The organism is Alkalihalobacillus sp. FSL W8-0930 (genome assembly GCA_037965595.1).
Classification (GTDB): domain Bacteria; phylum Bacillota; class Bacilli; order Bacillales; family Bacillaceae_D; genus Alkalicoccobacillus.
This window is the reverse complement of the sequence record CP150183.1, coordinates 2,225,191-2,248,637: the sequence shown is the minus strand read 5'-3', so window position 1 is coordinate 2,248,637 and position 23,447 is coordinate 2,225,191. Positions and strand designations below refer to the sequence as shown.

The window sequence follows — 23,447 nt, the reverse complement described above, 5'->3', positions numbered from 1 at the left end:
TTATCATGGGGATTAAGCTAATAAACGGACAAGTATTAACGCAGAACGGGGAGCAAGTACAACAGGATGTATACATGATTAATGGACTTATCCAGTATGAGGCAGATCAAAGTGAAGTGACGGAAACCATTGATGTAGCGGGGAACTTGATCCTACCAGGATTTGTTGACGCGCACGTTCACCTTCGTGAACCAGGCGGTGAGAAAAAGGAAACAATTGAAACAGGTACAAAGGCAGCGGCAAGAGGTGGTTTTACAACGATCGCAGCAATGCCAAATACGCGTCCGGTACCCGATACACCTGAACAAATGGAATGGCTTGTGAATCGAGCAAAGGAAACGGGATCGGTTAGAGTCCTTCCATACGCTTCGATCACGACAAGACAATTAGGACAGGAGCTTACTGATTTTAAAGGATTAAAAGAAGCTGGTGCCTTTGCTTTTACAGATGATGGTGTTGGAGTCCAATCTGCAGGTGTAATGCTTGAAGCGATGAAACGTGCAGCTGAGGTAGATATGGCCATTGTCGCTCACTGTGAAGATAATACACTCATTCAAAATGGTTCAGTACATGAAGGAACCTTCTCAAAAGAAAAAGGAATCAATGGAATCCCATCTGTCTGCGAATCAGTACATATTGCAAGAGACGTCCTTCTTGCAGAAGCAGCAGGCGCTCACTACCATGTATGCCACATTAGTACCAAAGAATCGGTTCGTGTCGTAAGAGATGCGAAGCGAGCGGGGATTCGTGTGACAGCAGAAGTTACGCCACATCACTTACTTCTTTGTGAAGATGACATCCCAGGACTTGATACAAACTTTAAAATGAACCCTCCACTTAGAGGCAGCGAGGATCATACGGCGTTAATTGAAGGGTTACTGGATGGCACGATCGATTTTATCGCTACGGACCATGCACCTCATACAGAAGAAGAAAAAAATGCGCCGATTGAACGAGCACCATTTGGGATTGTTGGACTCGAGACAGCCTTTCCACTTCTTTATACTGAATTTGTTCAAAAGGACCGCATGACGCTAAAGCAGCTTGTGGATTGGTTAACGATTATTCCAGCAAAAACATTTGGACTTGATGCCGGAACACTAGAAGCAGGGTCAAAGGCGGATATAACGATTGTTAACTTAGAGCAGACAGAACCCATTCAGAAGCAGCACTTTGCATCAAAAGGAAAAAATACCCCATTTGAAGGGTGGAACTGCGCAGGCTGGTCTATTCAAACATTTGTCGATGGAAAATTGGTTTGGGAAAAGGAGAAGGTGTCAAAATGAAAAAACAACTAATCTTAGAAAATGGCGAAGTACTAGTAGGAGTTGGGTTCGGAGCAGATCAAGAGATGAGCGGAGAGGTTGTTTTTAACACAGGAATGACAGGGTACCAGGAAATTTTATCAGACCCGTCTTACTGCGGTCAGATTGTAACACTGACCTACCCACTCATTGGAAACTATGGAATCAATCGCGATGACTTTGAGTCAATCAGCCCGGCAATTCACGGATTAATTGTTCGTGAGGTTGAGCTCGCTCCAAGTCACTGGCGTAATGAGGAATCACTTGATACCTTGTTACGTGCAAAAGGAATTCCAGGACTGTCTGGCATTGACACACGAAAACTGACGCGGATGATCCGTGAAGTCGGAACATTAAAAGGGCGTATCTGTTCTATGGAGGTAAATGTTGACGCAGTGGTACAAGAGTTAAAAGATAGTGCGCCACTTCAAGATCAAGTGTCAAGAGTATCAACAAAAGATCCATACCACGTCCCAGGAAAAGGAAAACGTGTGGTGTTGGTTGACTGTGGAATGAAGCACGGGATCCTGCTGGAGCTTATCGAACGAGGATGCGATGTAGTGGTGGTTCCTTATAATACGCCTGCTGAGGAAATCATTCGCTTAGGAGCAGATGGCGTGCTTGTCTCTAACGGACCAGGAAATCCACAGGATGTTCCTGAAACGATTCAAACGGTGGGAGATCTTCTTGGAAAGGTTCCATTGTTCGGCATTTGTTTAGGCCATCAGCTGCTGGCTCTAGCATCAGGAGCAACAACGAGTAAACTTCGCTTTGGTCATCGTGGATCAAATCATCCGATCCGAGAACTATCAACCGGCGCCATAGATATTACAGCACAGAATCATGGGTATACGGTTGATCAAGACTCTCTAGAAGGTACGAATCTTATCATCACACACATCGCAGTGAACGATGAAACGGTAGAAGGCTTAGCGCATAAGAAATACCCAGCATTCAGCGTGCAGTATCATCCGGAGGCAAACCCTGGACCACATGATGCGAACCACTTATTTGATCAGTTTATGACGTTAATGAATCAAACACAAACAGCAAATGTACTAGCGTAAATAGAAAAGGGGATGAGTAGCATGGGGAAACGTACAGATATAAACAAAATTTTGGTGATTGGGTCTGGTCCAATCGTAATCGGTCAAGCTGCGGAATTTGATTACGCAGGTACACAGGCGTGCCAAGCATTAAAAGAAGAAGGCTATGAGGTCATCCTGATTAATTCAAACCCGGCCACAATCATGACAGACACAACAATGGCCGACCGCGTGTACATTGAACCCATAACATTAGAGTTTGTTAGTCGGATCATTCGTCAGGAACAACCGAACGGTATTTTAGCCACACTTGGAGGACAAACAGGCCTGAACATGGCGATGGAGCTTGAGCAATCGGGCATTCTCGAGACTTACGGAATTGAGCTTCTAGGAACAAAGCTTGACGCCATACAGCAAGCGGAAGATAGAGAACAGTTCCGCTCATTAATGTATGAACTAGGTGAGCCTGTGCCTGAAAGTGAGATTGTGCATACGCTTGATGAAGCGCTCCAGTTTGTTCAAACGATCGGCTACCCAGTGATCGTTCGTCCAGCCTACACGCTTGGTGGAACAGGCGGAGGGATTGTGCATAATGAAGAAGAACTCATTGAGATTGTTGCGAGTGGGTTAAAATACAGTCCTGTGACGCAATGCTTAGTGGAAAAAAGCATTGCTGGTTTTAAAGAAGTAGAGTACGAGGTCATGCGTGATAGCAAGAACCAGGCAATCGTTGTGTGTAACATGGAAAACTTTGATCCGGTCGGTGTCCACACAGGAGATTCCATCGTAGCCGCACCAAGTCAAACGCTAACAGATCGTGATTATCAAATGCTACGTAACTCTTCCCTTTCGATCATTCGTGCTCTAGGAATAGAAGGAGGATGTAACGTTCAATTTGCACTTGATGCTGACAGTGATCAGTACTACATCATTGAGGTAAATCCGCGTGTGAGTCGCTCATCTGCACTCGCTTCAAAAGCGACAGGTTACCCGATCGCAAAAATGGCAGCAAAAATTGCTGTAGGATACAGCCTGGATGAATTAAAAAATCCTATTACCGGTACAACATATGCGAGCTTTGAGCCTGCACTAGATTATGTTGTCACAAAGATTCCAAGATGGCCATTTGATAAGTTCGAAGCAGCCAACCGTCGTTTAGGAACGCAGATGAAAGCAACAGGTGAAGTGATGGCCATTGGTCGCTCGTTTGAAGAATCGATTTTAAAAGCGGTTCGTTCACTCGAAGCAGGTTATGATCACTTAATCGATCCAGATATGCCAGCCTTATCAACAGAGGATCTTTGTAAAAAGATTTCAAGACCAGATGATCAGCGAATGTTTGCGATTGGTGAGCTGTTAAGACGTGGTGTCGGAATCCAAGAAATTCATGACCTAACCAAAATTGATTTCTTCTTCCTACAAAAGCTGGAACGAATTGTTCAGCTTGAAGGCGAGCTAGTAGAAAATCGCAACAATGATGAACTACTCGAAAAAGCAAAACGTTTAGGATTTGCTGACTCGTATTTAGCTAGACTATGGGGAATGGACGAGGCTGAACTTTATCAAACACGAAAAGAAAAAGGCATTGTGCCGGTCTATAAAATGGTCGATACATGTGCAGCAGAGTTTGAATCAAGCACACCATATTTCTACGGAACCTATGAAGAAGAAAATGAGTCAATCCGAACAAATCAGAAAAGTATCCTCGTACTAGGATCGGGACCTATTCGAATCGGTCAAGGAATTGAGTTTGATTACGCTACAGTACACTCAGTTTGGGCCATCCGCGAAGCCGGATACGAAGCAATCATTATGAACAATAACCCTGAAACGGTTTCGACCGACTTTAGTACCTCAGATAAGCTTTACTTTGAACCACTTACCATTGAAGACGTCATGCACGTGATTGATTTAGAGCAGCCTGAAGGTGTAATCGTTCAATTTGGTGGTCAGACAGCGATCAACCTAGCAGACGAGCTTGAAAACCGTGGGGTAAGGATCATTGGAACCTCACTTGAAAACATGGACCGAGCAGAGAACCGAGACAAATTTGAGCAAGCGTTACTAGAACTAGAGATTCCACAACCTCTTGGACGCACAGCGACATCTGTTGAGGAAGCGGTTGTTATTGCAACCGACATTGGCTACCCAGTTCTTGTACGTCCTTCTTATGTACTTGGAGGACGCGCAATGGAAATTGTTTATAAAGAAGCTGAGCTATTAAACTATATGGCCAATGCAGTGAAAGTAAATCCAAAGCATCCAGTCTTAATTGATAGATATTTAACAGGAAAAGAGCTTGAGGTTGATGCGATCTCTGACGGAGAGAATGTCTTTATTCCAGGAATTATGGAGCATATTGAACGTGCAGGTGTACACTCTGGAGATTCCATCGCGGTGTATCCTACTCAGTCGGTTCCAGAAGAGTTAAAGCAGCGATTAATCGACCGTACCATTGCGATTGCACGAGGGTTAAAGATTGTTGGTCTACTCAACATCCAATTTGTGTGGCACAAAGACGATGTGTACGTGCTAGAAGTGAATCCGCGCTCAAGCCGCACAGTGCCGTTCTTAAGTAAAATCACTGGTGTATCCATGGCAAACCTAGCAACAAAAGTGATGCTGGGTAAGACATTACCGGAGCTCGGCTATGAAACAGGCTATCAACCAGAACCGAAAGAAGTCTCTGTAAAAGTACCAGTTTTCTCGTTTGCTAAGCTACGTCGAGTAGATATTACGCTTGGACCTGAAATGAAATCTACCGGAGAAGTCATGGGACGAGATGTAACGCTGGAAAAGGCACTTTACAAGGGCTTGATTGCCTCAGGCATGAAAATCCCAACTCATGGTTCGGTCTTGTTTACAATCGCTGATAAGGACAAAGAAGAAGCAATGAGTCTGGTCCAGCGTTTCCATCGAATTGGATACAGCCTACAAGCAACGGCTGGAACGGCGAAACTTATTAAAGAAGCAGGTATTCCAGTTCAGGTAGTCAACAAAATTGGAGAGGAAAAACCTCACCTGCTTGACACGATCCGCCAGGGAGAAGCACAGTTTGTCATAAATACACTTACAAGAGGAAAGCAAACAGCACGAGATGGCTTCCGAATTCGTCGAGAATCGGTTGAAAATGGAGTGGTGTGTCTAACATCCATCGATACGGCAGACGCACTACTACGTGTGCTAGAGTCGATCACGTTTTCTTCAGAAAGTATGCCAGCTATGCAAACACAGGCTTAAGAAGGGGGATGTCACGATGCAAAAGAAACGAGGTACGCTAACCGTTGTCGCGCAACACGAAATTGCTCGCAATATCTTTGAACTAACATGCCATGGAGAACTTGTGCAGCAAATGCGTGAGCCAGGACAATTTCTTCATATAAAAGTGGATCCTTATGACGATCTTTTATTACGACGCCCCATTAGTATATGTGATGTAAACCTTGAAACAAGTGAAATGAAGATGATATATCGTGCAGAAGGCGCTGGAACAAAGCGTCTTTCTGCAAAGTCTGATGGCGTAGAAATCGACACGCTAGGGCCACTTGGGCATGGCTTTCCGCTAGAAGAAGCAAAGCCAGGTGATCATGCGCTACTCGTTGGTGGAGGAATCGGTGTACCACCGCTCTATTATTTAGCAAAAGAGCTCGTAAAAAAGGGCGTTGAAGTAACAGCTGTTCTTGGCTTTCAATCTAAGCAAGATGTATTTTACGAACAAGAATTTCAGGCTTTAGGAGCTTGCTATGTTGCCACGGTTGATGGTAGCTACGGCGTAAAAGGCTTTGTAACGGATGCGATTGATCAAAATGTAGCGACGTTTGATGTGCTGTATGCATGTGGTCCTACTCCGATGCTGGCTTCCTTAACAGATCGCTATCGTGGGCGCAAAGCATTTCTATCATTTGAGGAAAGAATGGGATGTGGCATCGGTGCATGTTTCGCCTGCGTATGCCATGTGGAATCAGATCCAGAAGGTGCTACGTACCGTAAAGTGTGTACTGATGGTCCGGTTTTCCCAGTCGGGGAGGTTGTTGTATGAGTCGTTTACACATAGAGTTACCAGGCCTATCAATGAAAAACCCTATTATGCCAGCATCAGGCTGCTTCGGATTTGGTAAGGAATATGCTGAGTTCTATGATCTAAGTGAGCTTGGAGCGATTGCGATTAAAGCGACAACGGCTGAGCCTAGATTTGGAAATCCAGCGCCACGTGTAGCGGAAACGAAGTCAGGGATGCTTAATGCCATTGGTTTACAAAATCCAGGACTTAACACAGTGATCCAACAAGAACTGCCACGACTAGCGGCTTATGATGTCCCGATCCTTGCCAATGTAGCAGGCTCTGAAATGGAAGATTATATTGAAGTGGCTGAGACGATTTCAAAGGTTGAAAATGTTCGTGCGCTTGAGTTAAATATCTCCTGTCCAAATGTGAAAAAAGGCGGGATTGCTTTTGGAACCATCCCTGAAGTGGCGGCTGAGTTAACACGTGAAGTGAAACGAGTATCGTCCGTCCCAGTATACGTTAAATTATCGCCAAATATTGCGGACATTGTGACCATGGCAAAAGCGGTTGAAGCGGCTGGTGCTGATGGATTATCAATGATTAACACACTACTTGGTTCGCGAATTGATATCCGGACGAGAAAACCAATCCTGGCTAACCAGTACGGCGGGTTATCTGGTCCAGCTATTAAACCAGTGGCCATTCGAATGGTTCATCAAGTCAGTCAAGCGGTTGACATTCCAATTATCGGAATGGGAGGCGTGCAAACGGTAGAAGACGTGATTGAATTTCTTCTAGCCGGTGCAAGTGCGGTAGCAGTAGGAACCGCAAACTTTGTGGACCCGATGATTTGTCCAACACTGATTGAACAGCTACCAGACATGCTAGATGAACTCGGTGCTGATCACGTACAAGATCTTATTGGAGGGAGCTGGAAGGAAGCATGCAACGTCCGCTAATCATTGCTTTAGACTTTGAACAAAAAGAAAAACGCCAAGCCTTTTTAGCTAGCTTTAAAGGAGAAACATTGGATTTGAAAATTGGAATGGAAGGTTTTTACCTGGAAGGAGCGAGTGTGATCGATGAACTAAAAAACCAAGGTCACCGCATTTTCCTCGATTTAAAGCTACATGACATTCCGAATACAGTTAAGCAAGCAATGAAAGTATTAGCAAGCCTTGAAGTGGATCTTGTGAACGTTCATGCCGCCGGTGGTCAAAAGATGATGGCAGCAGCGCGTGAAGGACTTGAAGCAGGGACACTTGCCGGACGGGACCGCGCAAAGCTTATTGCAGTCACTCAACTAACGAGCACAAGTCAGCAGACGCTTAAAAACGACCTATTAATCAATCAACCAATGAATGAAGTGGTTGCTCATTATGCACGAGTAACAAAGGATTCAGGCTTAGATGGTGTGGTTTGCTCAGCACATGAAGTCGCTGATATTCATCAAGCATGCGGTTCATCATTTCTAACCGTTACACCAGGAATACGATTAGCAGGAGATGAGGCCAGCGATCAACACCGAATCGTTACACCAGCTGAGGCAAGAGAAAAGGGAAGCTGGGGCATTGTTGTCGGTCGAAGTATTACAAAGGCCATAGATCCGAATGCCGCTTATCATCAAGTGAAAACAGAATGGGAGATGAACGCATGTCAAACAAAGTAACATTTGCAGAAACATTATTATCAATCGAAGCCGTAAGTTTAAAGCCTGCTGACCCATTCATCTGGAGCTCAGGAATCAAATCACCTATTTACTGTGATAATCGATTAACCCTTTCATATCCGAAGGTTCGTCGCGAAATTGCCAAAGGATTAGCAGATTTGATCAAAGCGCAATATCCGGACGTTGACGTCATTGCTGGAACAGCAACCGCTGGAATTCCGCATGCCGCATGGGTAAGCGATGAACTTGAGTTACCGATGATCTATGTACGAGGAAGTGCAAAGGGACACGGGAAACAAAAGCGAATCGAAGGAAAGCTCGAAGCGGGACAAAAAGTGGTTGTCATTGAAGATTTAATTTCAACTGGAGGAAGCTCAATATCTGCTGTAGAGGCTGTAAGAGAGGACGGAGCCGAGGTACTAGGTGTTGCTGCGATCTTTACATACGAGCTTGAAAAAGCAACAGCGCAATTAAAAGCAGCTGAAGTTGAAGCGACTGTCCTAACAGACTACACAACGCTCATCCAAGTGGCAAAAGAAACTCAAGTGATCACAGAAGAAGAACAAAGCATGCTCGCAAAATGGAGAGTGAACCCGCAGTCTGATGCGTGGATGAAGTAAAAGAATGTAAGAAAGATGAAGCTGTTACGTAACGAAAAATCAACTAAAAAATAGGGCGGGGCCTAACTTTAATGTAGTGAGTAAAACACGAATATAGCAAATAATCCGCTACAGGAGAATCCCTCGCTTTCCGCGGGAACGGCCTCAGCCCCTTTCGCGGGAAAAGCGCCGCTACAGTGTCTTCACCGCGTTCTGTTCCGCAGGAGTCTCTGGTTCTCCCTTCGCTTGTTTCAATAAAAACACTAAAGGCGAATGATTCTGCAATTGAATCATTCGCCTTTTCAAAGTGATTTTTAGTTATGTCCCAAGCTCTTTCCTTTACCTCTTCCGCAAACTCATCACTTGATCTTCGTCAGGTGTCACAAAAACAGTGGTTTGCTTGTCATAGGTTACATACCCGGGCTTTGCACCATTCGGTTTCTTAACAAAACGAATACGCGTATAGTCTACAGGAACAGAAGAGGACATTCGTGCTTTACTGAAAAAGGCTGCGACTGTTGCTGCCTCTTTGATCGTTTCTTCGTCTGGCTCTAGCGAACGAATGACTACATGGGACCCGGGAATATCCTTAGTATGCAGCCAAATTTCATCCTGTCTGGCTAATCGGTTTGTTAAATACTCATTTTGAGTATTGTTCTTACCAACTAAGAATTCAATGCCAGCTGTTGACTGATAATTCTCTAGCTGAGGCTTCACGTCTTTTTTCTTTTTGTGAGGCTTTTTAGACTGCTTTTTCTTAATGTAGCCTTCTTCCATTAGCTCCTCACGAATTTCCTCTAAATCCTTTGGAGATGCACTTTCCATTTGCTGCAATAATCCATCGAGGTAATCCATTTCTTTTTCCGTCAAACTCATCTGTTCTTGAACAGCCTGGATGGAGTTCTTTGCCTTGTTATACCGTTTAAAGTAGGCTTGGGCATTATCTGAAGGATTTTTTAACGGGTCAAGCTCAATCGAAATCGTTTTTCCTTCTTCGTCGTAATAGTCAATGACTTCTGCACGACGATCTCCTTTTTTGATTTGATAAATATTAGCTGTGACAAGCTCACCGTACTTCTGATAGATGGCTGCTTGGTCAGCATCTGTTAATGTTTTACGCAGTTTTTTTAGCTTGCGTTTATTTTTTTGCCATTCATTTCGTAAAAACCGTTCAAGATCAAAGGCCTGTTGTCTAACACGATCTCGCTCTGCCTTTCCGTAAAAGTACCGATCGAGCATTTGGCTCATTGTAGGATACGATAATCGTTTTCCCTCAATATGAGTTAAGGGTACCAGATAGAAGTATTCTTTTTTATCTGTTAGCACCATTTCTGGATGATAGGTATGATCTTTAATTGGTTGTATTACATCCATAAATGCCTTAGGTAAGCTTTCTTTGTTTACCATGCCTGCTCGGGTAACAATCTCTTCAGCAAGCAAAGGAGACAGTCCGGCAAACTGATCAACGAGCTGTGAAGATATTTTTCCAGCATTAAAGTCGATGTGCTTTAACACATCTTCCTCACTTGCATCAACTGGACTGACTTTATGTTGTTCAGGAGGTCGCTTGTACGCCTGTCCTGGTCCAACCGTACGATAGCTGCTTTGGTCAAGCCTTACATGTTTAATGCTATCAATAATGACGTTTGTTTTTGGGTCAATGAGAATGATGTTACTATGACGACCCATGATTTCAATAATTAAACGTCTTTCTTTTTCATCACCGAGCTCATCTTTATTTAGTACATCTAAATGAATGATCCGGTCCATTTGATCTTGTTGGATATTCTTAATCATTCCACCTTCTAAATGCTTACGCAATAACATACAAAACATTGGTGGAACAGAAGGGTTGTCGTATTTTTCTTCAGTCAAATGCGCTCTTGCAAAGCTTGCATTAGCTGAAAGTAACAAGGAATGGTTTTTCCCATTTGCTCGAATGGTAAAAATTAATTCCGTCTTAAATGGTTGATAAATTTTTGATATACGGCCACTGGCCAATTGACTTGCACATTCATGGATGACAGCTCTTGTCATGAGACCATCATAGGACATCGAATCACCTCTTAATAAAACTCACTTCAACGAGTATAGCATGTTTTTCACCTTCACTGAATAAGATGGCTTGTATAAGAGACTGCTTGGCCTAATGAACCAAGCTGTAGGTGAGGTGTCTAGATGAATTGGTATCGAGAAAATGAAGAAGAGGTTGTAAGTAAAACCGGTTCAAATGTAGAGGTTGGGATCACAACCAAAGAAGCAAAAAAACGCTTAAATCAAGTTGGCCCAAACAAGCTAGATGAGGGCAAAAAAACACCAGCGATCCTTGTATTCCTTGCTCAGTTTAAAGACTTTATGGTGTTGGTGTTGCTTGCAGCTACATTAATTTCTGGTTTGATTGGGGAAGTTATTGATGCCATTACGATCATGTGTATCGTTTTGCTTAACGGAATACTTGGCTATGTTCAAGAACGTAAGGCTGAGAAATCTCTAGATGCGCTAAAAGAACTTTCAGCCCCACAAATGACAGTAAAGCGTGATGGCGAGTGGATAAAAATCCCATCTGCTGAAGTGGTTCCAGGTGATGTGGTTCGTATTGAAAGTGGAGACCGAATTGGTGCAGATATTCGCCTTCTTCATACGAATGAGCTTCGAGTGGACGAGGCGTCTCTCACTGGTGAATCCGTACCTGTTCACAAAAAAAGTCAAAGCCTTGATTCAGATGAATTAGAAATTGGGGATCAAGAGAATATGTTGTTTATGGGAACGATGATCACCCAGGGTAATGGACAAGGAATTGTGGTAAGTACAGGCATGAAAACAGAGATGGGGAAAATTGCTCATTTACTTCAAACAACTGAAACACTCGTCACGCCACTTCAACTTCGTTTAGAGCAGCTTGGTAAGATGCTGATTGCTGTGGCCCTACTTTTAACGGCGTTAGTTGTAGTGATTGGACTACTTCAAGGACATGAGTTAAATACGATGTTCTTAAGCGGGGTTTCTCTTGCAGTAGCAGCCATTCCAGAAGGTCTTCCAGCGATCGTTACGGTTGCGCTTGCTCTTGGTGTTCAACGGATGATTAAACGAAAAGGGATCGTGCGTAAGTTACCTGCGGTTGAAACACTAGGATGCGCATCGGTTATTTGCTCGGACAAAACTGGTACATTAACACAAAATAAAATGACGGTAACAAAGCTTTGGAGCGGTGGACGCTACTGGGATGTAACCGGAACAGGGTATGAGCCAAGTGGTGAGTTTTTAGAGAATGGCAAGCATGTGCTCCCTGAGCAAAATCGTGAGCTCGCTCAATTACTTAGCTTTGGCTTACTGGCAAGTCACGCAGACATTGTTGAACGCAAGGAAGAGAAACGCTTTAAAAAATCACAAACGGAATATATTCTTGATGGTGATCCAACCGAAGGAGCGCTTGTAGTAGCAGCTAAAAAAGCTGGTTACAGTCGAGAAGGACTAACGAAACAATATCAGGTGATTCATGAATTTCCGTTCGATTCAACGAGAAAAATGATGAGTGTCATCGTTCGAGATCGCTCAGGGAAACGAATCCTGATTACAAAAGGAGCACCGGACGTGATTTCGTCTCGAACAAGCCTCATTTTAAAAAGAGACCGAAGCGAACGAATGAGTGCAAAAGGCAAACAAGAGCTGGAGGAAGCTGTGGCAACGATGGCTGGGGAGGCACTACGAACGATTGCGATCGCCTTCCGCGTGCTTGATCCACATGAAATGATACAAACAGCTGAGCAAACAGAAAAAGAGTTAACGTTCATTGGAATCCAGGCGATGATTGATCCTCCTCGCCCAGAAGTGAAGGACTCGATTGCTGAATGTCGTGAAGCGGGTATTCGGACGGTCATGATTACAGGGGATCACAAAATTACTGCGTCAGCTATTGCAAGACAGCTTAACATTCTTCCAAACGGAGGACTTGTGGTGGATGGTCAGACTCTTTCTAAAATGTCTGATGAAGAATTAGTTGAGCAAATTGATCGAATCTTTGTGTTTGCGAGAGTATCACCTCAGCATAAGCTACGAATCGTACAAGCGCTTCAGGCGAATGGTCATATTGTTGCCATGACTGGTGACGGAGTTAATGACGCGCCAGCGATTAAAGCAGCCAACATTGGTATTGCGATGGGGATCACCGGAACAGACGTGGCAAAGGAAGCATCTTCGCTTATTTTAAGTGATGATAACTTTGCAACCATTAAAGAAGCGATCAAAGAAGGGCGAAATATATACGAAAATATTCGAAAGTTCATCCGCTACATGATGGCTTCAAATGTTGGAGAAATTCTCGTGATGCTTTTTGCGATGATTCTTGGATTACCTCTTCCACTTGCTGCTATCCAAATTCTTTGGGTGAACCTTGTAACAGACGGACTTCCTGCAATGGCACTTGGAATGGATCAGGCTGAAGGCGATGTAATGAAACGTAAGCCAAGAAGCCCGAATGAAGGTGTATTTGCAAGAGGACTCACATGGAAAATTATTAGTCGAGGATTTATGATTGGTCTAGTTACATTAGCTGCCTTCTGGCTTGTGTACCAAGAGCACGACGCAGACCTAACTCGTGCTCAGACCGTAGCCTTTTTAACACTTGTCATGGCTCAATTAATCCATGTATTTGATTGCCGGAGTGAGTATTCGGTCTATCACCGAAATCCATTTGAAAATAAATACCTAGTTGTAGCGGTACTTATTTCAACCCTACTCATGCTGGCTGTTATCTACATCCCGTCACTACAACCAGTGTTCCACACCGTTCCAATTTCACTCAGAGAGTGGTTACTAGTCCTCGGACTCGCCGCAATCCCAACAGTAGTACTTGGAGGCTTCCAGTTAATGAAACGTGCGAAGTAGATTGTAAATATCTTAGCAAAAGATTTAATCAAGACGAACATAAGACTGGTGACCTTAATATAGGGTCATCAGTTTTTTTATGTTGAATCCTAAATAGCGGAAATGGAAACGTAGACTCCTGTGGATACAGTGCGCGGTGAAGACACTGAAGTGGCGTTCTTCCACGGAAGGGGCTGAGGCCGTACCCCATAGCCGTCAAGTTAAGTAAAATCGGTTTAATTATAGACGATTCTTCGTTAGGATGGGGGTTTAACCAGTCCTAGGGAGGGATCGTTTGTGTCTTTAAAAGAGGAGTTCAGTACGTTTGCGAAAACCGTGTTGGACGTTTTATCTGTACCGAACCTTCGCCAATCTGCCCGAGACGTTGGGTTTGTACAGCGTCTAAAGAAATTAAAACCTGAGGATTTCTTGAGTATTTGTGCGTTTCTGCCTCAACCCGTGGGTTCTACAGAGTTAACACAGCTTTGTGGAGCTCTTTCGCGTGAATCGAATACCCAGCTCTCCAAACAAGCCTTACACCAACGCTTCGATGAAAAAGGAGCCGCTTTTTTGAAGCATGTGTTTTTTCAATTGGCGGGCAAACAAGAGGTCATCGCCATGCCACCTCTTCCGGAGACCCCGTTTTCTCGGATCCGCATCTTAGATGCGACTTCATTTGAACGACCAAGGAAAGAAGGTACTTCTTCAGATGGAGCGAAAATTCATTTAGAGTATGAGCTATATGAGGGGAAATTTTTGCATACCTTACTTTGCGGTTCAAGAGAAAGTGACCATCACGCCGCCTATGCATTAGCCGATACGATCCAGCCAGGAGATTTGATCATCCGTGATCTCGGCTACTTTTCTGGCGACCATTTGAAACAAATTGATCGTGCAGGCGCTTCTTATATCACGCGGACGCCGGCCAATATGACCTATTGGACTAGAGATGATCAAGGGGAACGAATCCAAATCAAACCAGAAGAAGATGCGAAGCAGCTAGAACCGGGAGCGATCAAAGATTATGGGGTCATCCAATTAGGGGTCAAAGGAAAGAACACCCTTCAAACCCGTGTCATCGTGCAACGATTGACAGAGGATCAACAAAACAAGAGGAAAGCCGGTTTACGAAAAAGAAGACGGAAAGGGGGTCATACCCAATCCGCCGACAAAAAGGATCATACCCAAATCCTTGCCACTAACCTAACACAGGAAGAAATGGATGTGCAAGCATTGTATCCGATGTATTCCTTACGCTGGCAAGTCGAGATTCTTTTCAAAACGTGGAAATCCCTTTTCGCCATTGATCACGTGCGCGCGATGAATCCAGATCGGTTTCTCTGCCACATGTATGGGAAACTTATACACATTCTGCTTTCTTCGATGGTGGCGTTTCAATGCCGGTTCTATCTTCATCAAAAACACCACCTCGAAGGCAGTGAATACAAGTGTATCCATCATGCCAAAAGGGCTATAGAAGAGTCAAAAGGATACGCTCTCTATCATCGTTCTTCATTAGAAGACGTTCTAGAAAATATCTACGAGAACATTTACCGATATGGACGAAAAGACCATCGCCACCGCCATCAAAGTCCCTATGACATCTTACAGATCGCCTATGAAACACATGCGCGTATGGAGTAAAACGGTAGAATCCGGTGCAAAAAAATATAAAAAGAGCCAATCTATCCATACGTACCCTGATGGAAAATACTAGATCCACTACAAGATAAAGGATGAGCTCTTTCTTTTTCCTTTCTTAACTTGACGGCTATGGGCCGTACCCACGGAAAGCGAAGTTTCCATGTAGCGGCAGATACTATTAGTATTTTTTAGTTCAAAGCTAAAGTAGACTTGTTGTTAAGCGCGGTTTCCGTTAGAATAGAAGGGATGCGATCTCGTTACATAAATGTTTACTTATCAACTATACAACGTATAAGTAGAATGTGTTCGTATAATATAAGGAATTATTTGGTTATAATAATGAGAAAAAGAGCTAACGGAGAGATTAGAAGGATCAAGTAGACAGGGGGATGCCACTTTGAGTATTCAATTAATTAATATAGGATTTGGCAACATTGTTTCAGCGAACCGGATTATCTCTATTGTGAGCCCGGAATCTGCACCAATAAAACGAATTATACAAGACGCGCGAGACCGTAATATGCTGATTGATGCAACCTATGGTCGTAGAACAAGAGCGGTGATTGTAGCGGACAGTGACCATGTAATCTTAAGTGCTGTTCAGCCAGAAACAGTCGCACAAAGGCTAACAGTAAAAGATGAGAATTCCGAGGATTCGTAAGCTAACAGTTTAAAATGGAGGTACGGTTCACATGAAAAAAGAGAAAGGCCTACTGATTGTGTTATCAGGCCCCGCGGGAGTAGGAAAAGGCACGGTTTGCGGAGCATTAAGACAAGAGGAAACAGACATTCAATATTCTGTTTCAGCGACCACTCGTAACCCAAGAGCTGGTGAAGTAGATGGAGTGAACTATTTCTTCAAGAGCCATGACGAGTTTAAAACCATGATCGCCGAGGATAAACTGCTTGAATGGGCAGAATATGTAGGCAACTTTTACGGAACACCAGTTGATTATGTGCGCGAAACATTAGATAAAGGTCAGGACATTATTTTAGAAATTGAAGTACAAGGTGCTATGAAAGTAAGGGAAAGCTTCCCTGAAGGTGTGTTCATTTTCTTGATGCCTCCAAGCTTAGCTGAGCTTAGAAATCGTATTGTTGGACGCGGAACAGAAACAGCTGAAGTCATTGATCAACGAATGACGGTTGCAAAAGAAGAGATTGATTTAATGAAGATGTACGATTACGTGGTTGAAAATGATGCGGTTGAGCATGCGGTTAGCCGAATTAAGTCAATCGTCACAGCGGAACACTGCAAACGTGTACGTTTAATTGAAAAATACAAAGAACTTGTGGAGGTTGAATAAATGTTATATCCATCAATTGATTCCCTTATGGAGAAATTAGATTCAAAGTATACGTTAGTAACGGTTTCATCAAGACGCGCACGTGAAATTAGTGAGGATGCTCGTCGTGGTCCGTTAGTTGATAAGCCAAAATCATATAAGTCAGTAGGCATGGCGCTTGAAGAAATCGTTTCAGACAAGCTTACGTTTGAACGTCTACAACCAGAAGACACTGTTGAATAAAAGACCAAACAACCTATTTTTGCGGAAATAGGTTGTTTTCTTATATGATGGAGGAACTATAGAAGAAAGAGGCGGGGAATATGTTAGAGGGCAAAAAAATCGTACTTGGTGTAACAGGTGGTATTGCATCGTATAAAGCCTGTGACCTAACAAGCAAATTGGTACAAGCAGGTGCAGAGGTTAAAGTGATGATGACAAATTCGGCACAGGAGTTTGTCCAACCTCTTACATTTCAAGCGTTATCAAGAAATCCTGTTTATATTGATACATTTACCGAACCGAATCCGGAGCGTATCGCGCATATTGATATTGCAGACTGGGCTGATGCGTGTGTCATTGCACCAGCTACGGCAAATGTTTTGGCAAAATTAGCACATGGACTTGCAGATGATATGGTCACAACAACCATGCTTGCTACCACAGCTCCTGTTTTTATCGCACCAGCTATGAACATTAATATGTATAATCATCCTGCTGTTCAAAGTAATATGGAGAAGCTTCAAGACTTTGGCTATCATTTTCTTGATGCGACGGCAGGCTATTTAGCATGTGGATGGGTTGGGAAAGGTAGAATGGCAGAGCCGCTTGATATTGTTCAATCATTAAAAGCTTTTTTTGTTGAAAAGGATTCGTACTGGTCTGGAAAAAAGGTATTAATTACGGCAGGCCCGACACAGGAGCAGCTTGATCCAGTTAGGTATTTCACTAATTATTCTTCTGGGAAAATGGGCTATGCCATAGCAGAAACGGCTATGGAACAAGGGGCCGATGTGACATTAGTGTCCGGTCCGACTTCCCTTGAGCCAATAGTTGGTGTAAATCTTATAAAGGTTAACTCGGCAGAAGAGATGTTCCAAGTAACAACTAAAGCATTTAAGACAGCAGATGTAACGATTAAGTCGGCAGCTGTAGCAGATTATACTCCCTCCATTACATACGAACAAAAGCATAAGAAAAAAGAAGAGCAGTGGGTCATTGAGCTTGAACCAACAACAGACATTCTTAAAACACTCGGTTCTACAAAAACAAGCGATCAGTTATTAATCGGATTTGCGGCGGAATCAGAAAATGTAGAGCACTATGCCAAAGAGAAGTTAGCGAAAAAGAATCTGGATCTTATCGTTGCGAATGATATTTCCGCTGAAGGAGCAGGGTTTAATGGAGATACGAATATTATTTCCATCTATGATCGCTTAGGGGGAGAACAAGCCTATCCTATTGGAAGTAAAAAACAAATGGCACAGCATATTTTATCAGCGATTAAAGAGTTTGCGAAGGAGCCTCATAACGAATGATTGCACGAACGATTGTCGATGTACCTGCTGCACAAACAGATCGGTTATTTGACTATCTGATTCCATCTCACCTTGAGGACATCATTCAGCCTGGTATGCGTGTTGTGGTTCCTTTTGGTCCTCGTCAGATACAAGGATTTGTCATGGAGGTTACACAGACGAGTGATGTGGGTCGGCTTAAAGCGATTGATGAGGTGCTTGATCCCGTTCCCGTTTTAACGGACGAGCTTCTTAAGCTAGGGAAGTGGCTTGCAGAGAAGACAATTTGTTTTCAAATCAGTGCGTTTCAAGCGATGCTACCAGCCGCTTTAAAAACAGCCGTAATTAAAGAGATACATTTAAAGATAGATGTAGCATCGCTTCATCCGACGCTTCAAACACTTTTTAGTGAGAAAGCGTGTGTTCTCTGGAAGGATGCCGTTGAAGTGTTAGGTGGACAACTCGGAACCCTTCGTAAGGCGATGGAGTCAGGTCAACTAGCTGTTCATTATGTTGTAAAAGAAAAAGGAAAGAAAAAAACAGAGAAATGGGTAAAGCTTCATCCTGAAGGTGATCAAACACTTGTTAAACCAACTGCCCATAAACAACTGGAATTAATCCGCTACCTATCAGACCGAAACGAATCAATCAAATCACAGGAGCTTCTTCAACTCACTCAGTCAACAAGAGCAGTCTTAAAAACACTCATTGATAAAGGGTTAATTGAAGAATGGGATAAGGAGACGTATCGAGATCCATTTCAAGGAATAGATGTTCCGTCCTCGCCGCCATTACCTTTAACGGATGAACAGCAACAGGCCTTTTCATCGATTAAACAAACGATTGAAGAGGAGAAAAGCGAAACCTTTCTATTACATGGTGTGACAGGTAGTGGAAAAACGGAAATTTATCTTCAAGCGATTGATCTTGTATTAAAGCAAGGCAAAGAAGCAATCATGCTTGTTCCCGAAATCTCGTTAACTCCGCAAATTGTATCAAGATTTAAGTCTCGTTTTGGTGACCAGGTGGCTGTTCTGCACTCAGGTCTATCCGTCGGTGAAAAGTATGATGAATGGCGCAAGATTCATCGTAGTGAGGTCAAGGTTGTTGTAGGAGCGCGTTCAGCCGTATTTGCTCCCTTTAAACATCTTGGGCTTATCATTATGGATGAAGAACATGAGATGAGCTATAAACAAGAGGACATGCCACGGTATCATACGAAGGAAGTAGCGATTGAGAGAAGTCAGTATCACGGATGCCCGGTTATTCTCGGTAGTGCTACTCCCGCACTTGAAACCTATGCTCGGGCTCAAAAAGGGGTATATACACTCCTATCCTTACATCATCGAGTAAATAATCGTCCCATGCCATCTGTTGAAATTGTTGATATGAGAGAAGAATTACGTGCAGGAAATCGTTCGATGTTCTCGGTTGCCTTAATGAAAGCTTTGAGGATTCGGTTAGAACGTGGTGAACAAACTGTACTTTTTCTAAACAGAAGAGGGTATTCCACGTTTGTGATGTGTCGAGACTGTGGGTATGTACCACAATGTGAGCACTGTGATATTTCGTTAACTTACCATCGGAGCAATCATTCGTTAAAATGCCATTATTGCGGTCATGAAGAAGCTATGCCCGTTAAGTGCCCCGAATGCCAAAGTGATCATATCCGCTTTTTTGGGTCGGGTACACAAAAGGTCGAAGAAGAATTGACGCGTGTCTTACCTGAAGCACGAGTCATTCGGATGGATGTCGACACAACCAGAACAAAGGGTTCTCATCAGCAGCTACTCGATTCATTTGGAAGAGGCGAGGCTGATATTCTTCTTGGTACACAAATGATTGCAAAGGGGCTAGATTTCCCGAATATTACATTAGTAGGTGTGCTGGCTGCAGATACGATGCTTCATATTCCAGACTTTCGTTCGGCTGAACGAACATTTCAACTCATGGAGCAGGTGAGCGGGCGTGCAGGCAGGCATGAACGACCGGGGGAAGTGTTGCTTCAATCATATACTCCGGAGCATTATAGTATTCAACTAGTAAAAACACATGATTATGAAACGTTTTATCAAACCGAAATGCTTCAACGCAAGGTGGGAGAATACCCTCCGTACCGCTTTATGGCACTTGTTACGATCTCAGATCCTGACCTACCGAATGTAATTGAGAAATCACAAAAGATTGCAGATTTTCTGAAGCGAACGCTGAGTCAAGAAACAGTGATCCTAGGCCCGGTGGTGTCTCCGATCGCCCGGATAAAAGATAGATATCGCTATCAATGCATGATAAAATACAAAAATGAACCTAAGCTGATCGAAGCATTGCAACAAATTTTGCAGCATTATATGCGCGATACAACACAAGGTCAATTACAAATCAGTTTAGATATGCATCCTTACTTTTTTATGTAGGGTGAAAGGCAGTGTGAATTAGTTTATGAATATCGTATTTATGGGAACGCCAGACTTTGCGGTGCCTGTTCTTCAGGCACTTCATTCCACATATCCAGTAAAAGCTGTTGTGACACAGCCAGATCGTCCAGTTGGTCGCAAAAAAACGTTAACGCCTCCACCGGTGAAGGTGAAGGCGGAAGAGCTAGGACTACCGGTGCTTCAACCTGAGAAGATAAAAAATGAGTGGCAGACTGTAGCTGATCTTGAGCCTGACTTAATTGTTACAGCAGCATTCGGTCAAATTTTGCCACAAGAGCTTTTAGATGTACCGAAATATAAATGTTTAAATGTACATGCTTCCCTTCTTCCAAAATACCGTGGGGGAGCACCAATTCACCAAGCCATTATCGATGGTGAGAAAGAAACAGGCATCACGATTATGTATATGGCTCAAAAGCTTGATGCCGGGGATATCCTTAGTCAGGAATCTGTGACGATTTCAGACGATGATAATGTTGGTACCCTTCATGATAAGCTTAGCGAGATCGGTGCGCCGCTTTTAATTCGTACGATTAAACAATTACTCAATAACGAGATAACACCCATCAAACAAGATGACGAAAAAGCAACATTTGCAAGAAACATCTCACGCGACATGGAAAAGCTTGATTGGTCAAAAAGTGCAAAAGATCTGTACAACCAGATTCGAGGTCTATGCCCATGGCCGGTCGCTTATACAACACTTGAGGGTCAGAATCTAAAAGTTTGGAAGGCAGAAATCGTAGATGAAGAGTCAACTGAGAGCACGTCGGGTGTCGTTGTTAGGCTTAACGACGAAGGCTTATTTATTTCCACTGGAGATAAACAAATGATTAAAATCACAGAATTACAGCCAGCCGGTAAAAAACGAATGGATGCAGCATCCTTCTATCGCGGTGTCGGCCAAAAAGTGGCTTTAGGAACAAAGGTAGGAGAATAGCATGGGAAAAACAGTTCGTGAATCAGCATTAGATGTACTACTTAAGATTGAAAAAAATCAAGCATATAGCCATTTGCTCTTAAATGAAACGAGAAAGAAAGCAGGGTTGGATCGACGTGATTCTGCCCTCTTAACAGAGATTGTATACGGAACAATCCAGCGTAAGCTAACGCTAGATTACTATATCAAACCGTTGATAAAAAAAGATTTAGCAAAACTAGATACGTGGGTTTTGGTCCTGCTTCGGCTATCTGTCTACCAAATGGTTTACTTAGATCGTGTACCTGAGCGTGCAGTTGTTCATGAAGCAGTAACGATCGCAAAAAGCTTAGGGCACAAAGGGATTAGTGGAATGGTTAATGGTGTTCTTAGAAGTTTCCAACGCACCGAGCGTCCATCATTTGATGCCATTAAAGATCCGGTTGAGCGTTTATCGATTCAAACAAGCCACCCAAGCTGGTTACTAAAACGTTGGATCGAGCAGTATGGTTTAGAAGAAACAGAAGCAATGTGTATGGAAAACCTCACGCCTGCCCCTGTCAGTATGCGAGTAAACGTGGTGAAGACGTCGAGGGAAGCATTACTTGATCAACTTGCAGAAGAAGGAATAGAGGCAAGACCTGCAGAACTTACTGAGGACGGAATCATCATCGTAAAAGGGGCTGTATTTGAATCAGCTGCTTACTTAAGTGGATTGATGACAGCTCAAGATGAAAGCTCTATGCTGGTAGCACGAGCGCTTGCTCCAGAAGAAGGAATGAAGGTACTGGATACGTGTGCTGCCCCTGGAGGAAAAACCACTCACCTTGCTGAGAGAATGAACAACCAGGGCCACGTCTTGGCTCTTGATCTGCATCCGCAAAAGGTGAAGCTTATCAAGCAGCAAGCCAGTCGATTAGAGTTGTCGATTATTGAAGCGCAGGCGCTTGATGCAAGAAAGCTTGTAGACCACACGGAACGATATGACAGAGTACTTGTAGATGCGCCTTGTACGGGATTCGGTGTATTAAAGCGGAAGCCTGATATTAAGTGGGCTAAATCAGAAAAAGACGTTCATCAGATTGCTTCCATCCAAAAAGATATTTTGCAAGCAGCTAGTACGTGTGTAAGTGTTGGAGGTTTACTTGTTTATAGTACGTGTACAGTGGACAAGGATGAAAATGAAGAAACAGTAAAAGCATTCTTAGCAGAAAATCCTCAGTTCTCACTGGATGCAAGCTTAAAAGATCGATTGCCTAGTGCTCTTGATTCAGACCGTTTTACGGATGGAATGATCACCGTTCTTCCTCAGGATCATCATTCAGATGGATTTTTTATTACAGCTCTAAAAAGAAACGCATAAAGAAACAACGAAGCTCATGAAAAGAGGTGGATGAATGAGTAACAGTTTAGATTATATTTTCTTATCAGATGTTGGACAAGTTAGGTCTCATAATGAGGATTCAGGTGGAATTTACCAAACAGACGCAGGACTTCTTGCGTTTGTTGCAGATGGTATGGGAGGTCACCTTGCGGGAGATGTAGCGAGTGCGATGACTTCCAAGTTGTTAAGTACGGCATGGGTAGAACTAGATCAGCCACTCACAGCTAACGAAGCGGAGAACTGGCTTAAGGAACAATTTACATCAATAAACCTAGCTGTTCATGATCATGCGAACACCCATGAAGAATGTCAAGGAATGGGAACAACACTTGTGGCAGCGATTTGTACGGAAGAATATGTTGCGATTGGTCACATCGGGGATAGCCGTGCGTATTTGCGTACAGACGAATCATTTTCACAAAAAACATCAGATCATTCATTGGTTGAAGAGCTAAGACGTACAGGTCAAATCTCATCTGAAGAAGCAGAGAATCATCCGCGAAAAAATGTACTATTACGAGCACTTGGTACAGAGCCTCAGATAAAAATGGATGTCATGATTTTCTCATTAGAAGCACCTTGGGACTTACTTCTATGCTCTGATGGATTATCCGATAAACTTTCAACCACTGATATTGAATCATTCCTAAGCACAAACGATTCAGTAGAAGCGGTATCCAAGCAATGTATACAGGAAGCTAACAACCGTGGGGGAGAAGATAACATCTCCATTGCGCTAGTACGTTTCCCTGCAGATTCTGATGAGGTCGGGTGA

The 23,447-nt window shown here is 43.3% G+C and carries 18 protein-coding genes; 17 read left to right on the top strand and 1 reads right to left on the bottom strand.

The genetic code is table 11. The annotated features are described in order from the left end of the window. Positions 1 to 5: 5 nt before the first annotated feature. From NSQ54_11955 to pyrE, 7 genes are read left to right on the top strand one after another with little or no spacing between them, the layout of a single operon-like run. Positions 6 to 1,286, top strand: coding sequence for a dihydroorotase (locus tag NSQ54_11955; protein WYP25041.1), 1,281 nt, complete (start codon positions 6 to 8; stop codon positions 1,284 to 1,286). Further along, positions 1,283 to 2,371, top strand: a complete 1,089-nt coding sequence (carA, locus tag NSQ54_11950) for a glutamine-hydrolyzing carbamoyl-phosphate synthase small subunit (GenBank protein ID WYP25040.1) — start codon at positions 1,283 to 1,285, stop codon at positions 2,369 to 2,371. The genes NSQ54_11955 and carA overlap by 4 nt, the downstream gene beginning before the upstream one ends. 21 nt (positions 2,372 to 2,392) lie before the next feature. Beyond that, entirely contained in the window at positions 2,393 to 5,590 is a 3,198-nt protein-coding gene (gene carB / locus NSQ54_11945) for a carbamoyl-phosphate synthase large subunit (protein ID WYP25039.1), read from the top strand. A 16-nt stretch (positions 5,591 to 5,606) separates the two neighbouring features. Then, positions 5,607 to 6,389, top strand: a complete 783-nt coding sequence (locus tag NSQ54_11940; GenBank protein WYP25038.1) for a dihydroorotate dehydrogenase electron transfer subunit — start codon at positions 5,607 to 5,609, stop codon at positions 6,387 to 6,389. Beyond that, positions 6,386 to 7,315: a dihydroorotate dehydrogenase gene (locus NSQ54_11935; protein WYP25037.1), complete on the top strand. Its 930-nt coding sequence runs from the start codon at positions 6,386 to 6,388 to the stop codon at positions 7,313 to 7,315. The genes NSQ54_11940 and NSQ54_11935 overlap by 4 nt, the downstream gene beginning before the upstream one ends. After that, on the top strand, positions 7,300 to 8,025 hold the full coding sequence (gene pyrF / locus NSQ54_11930; protein WYP25036.1) for an orotidine-5'-phosphate decarboxylase: 726 nt from the start codon (positions 7,300 to 7,302) through the stop codon (positions 8,023 to 8,025). Before NSQ54_11935 ends, pyrF begins: the two co-directional genes overlap by 16 nt. Beyond that, positions 8,010 to 8,645 (top strand): orotate phosphoribosyltransferase, encoded by a 636-nt coding sequence (gene pyrE, locus NSQ54_11925; GenBank protein WYP25035.1) that lies wholly within the window; start codon positions 8,010 to 8,012, stop codon positions 8,643 to 8,645. Before pyrF ends, pyrE begins: the two co-directional genes overlap by 16 nt. A 318-nt stretch (positions 8,646 to 8,963) precedes the next feature. Here the strand turns inward: pyrE and NSQ54_11920 are convergent, their stop codons facing one another. Beyond that, positions 8,964 to 10,679, bottom strand: coding sequence for an NFACT RNA binding domain-containing protein (locus tag NSQ54_11920; protein WYP25034.1), 1,716 nt, complete (start codon positions 10,677 to 10,679; stop codon positions 8,964 to 8,966). A 123-nt stretch (positions 10,680 to 10,802) separates the two neighbouring features. Between NSQ54_11920 and NSQ54_11915 the strand changes: the two genes are divergently transcribed. The 10 genes from NSQ54_11915 to NSQ54_11870 all read left to right on the top strand — a co-directional run bounded on the left by NSQ54_11915 (position 10,803) and on the right by NSQ54_11870 (position 23,447). Then, positions 10,803 to 13,508, top strand: coding sequence for a calcium-translocating P-type ATPase, SERCA-type (locus NSQ54_11915; GenBank protein ID WYP25033.1), 2,706 nt, complete (start codon positions 10,803 to 10,805; stop codon positions 13,506 to 13,508). Between the two features lie 276 nt (positions 13,509 to 13,784). Next, entirely contained in the window at positions 13,785 to 15,131 is a 1,347-nt protein-coding gene (locus NSQ54_11910) for an IS4 family transposase (protein WYP25032.1), read from the top strand. Between the two features lie 397 nt (positions 15,132 to 15,528). Continuing rightward, positions 15,529 to 15,792, top strand: a complete 264-nt coding sequence (locus tag NSQ54_11905) for a DUF370 domain-containing protein (GenBank protein ID WYP25031.1) — start codon at positions 15,529 to 15,531, stop codon at positions 15,790 to 15,792. Between the two features lie 31 nt (positions 15,793 to 15,823). Next, positions 15,824 to 16,438 carry a guanylate kinase gene (gene gmk / locus NSQ54_11900; GenBank protein WYP25030.1) on the top strand — a complete coding sequence of 205 codons (615 nt, stop codon included), beginning with the start codon at positions 15,824 to 15,826 and terminating at the stop codon, positions 16,436 to 16,438. After that, positions 16,439 to 16,660, top strand: coding sequence for a DNA-directed RNA polymerase subunit omega (gene rpoZ, locus NSQ54_11895; protein WYP25029.1), 222 nt, complete (start codon positions 16,439 to 16,441; stop codon positions 16,658 to 16,660). 80 nt (positions 16,661 to 16,740) lie between these two features. Next, positions 16,741 to 17,955: a bifunctional phosphopantothenoylcysteine decarboxylase/phosphopantothenate--cysteine ligase CoaBC gene (gene coaBC, locus NSQ54_11890; GenBank protein ID WYP25028.1), complete on the top strand. Its 1,215-nt coding sequence runs from the start codon at positions 16,741 to 16,743 to the stop codon at positions 17,953 to 17,955. Further along, the gene (priA, locus tag NSQ54_11885; protein ID WYP25027.1) at positions 17,952 to 20,348 is read left to right on the top strand and encodes a primosomal protein N'; all 2,397 of its coding nucleotides are present in this window, start codon (positions 17,952 to 17,954) and stop codon (positions 20,346 to 20,348) included. The genes coaBC and priA overlap by 4 nt, the downstream gene beginning before the upstream one ends. A gap of 25 nt (positions 20,349 to 20,373) precedes the next feature. Beyond that, positions 20,374 to 21,309 carry a methionyl-tRNA formyltransferase gene (fmt, locus tag NSQ54_11880; GenBank protein ID WYP25026.1) on the top strand — a complete coding sequence of 312 codons (936 nt, stop codon included), beginning with the start codon at positions 20,374 to 20,376 and terminating at the stop codon, positions 21,307 to 21,309. A 1-nt stretch (position 21,310) separates the two neighbouring features. Continuing rightward, positions 21,311 to 22,651, top strand: coding sequence for a 16S rRNA (cytosine(967)-C(5))-methyltransferase RsmB (rsmB, locus tag NSQ54_11875; protein ID WYP25025.1), 1,341 nt, complete (start codon positions 21,311 to 21,313; stop codon positions 22,649 to 22,651). Positions 22,652 to 22,685: 34 nt separating this feature from the next. Then, positions 22,686 to 23,447, top strand: coding sequence for a Stp1/IreP family PP2C-type Ser/Thr phosphatase (locus NSQ54_11870; GenBank protein ID WYP25024.1), 762 nt, complete (start codon positions 22,686 to 22,688; stop codon positions 23,445 to 23,447).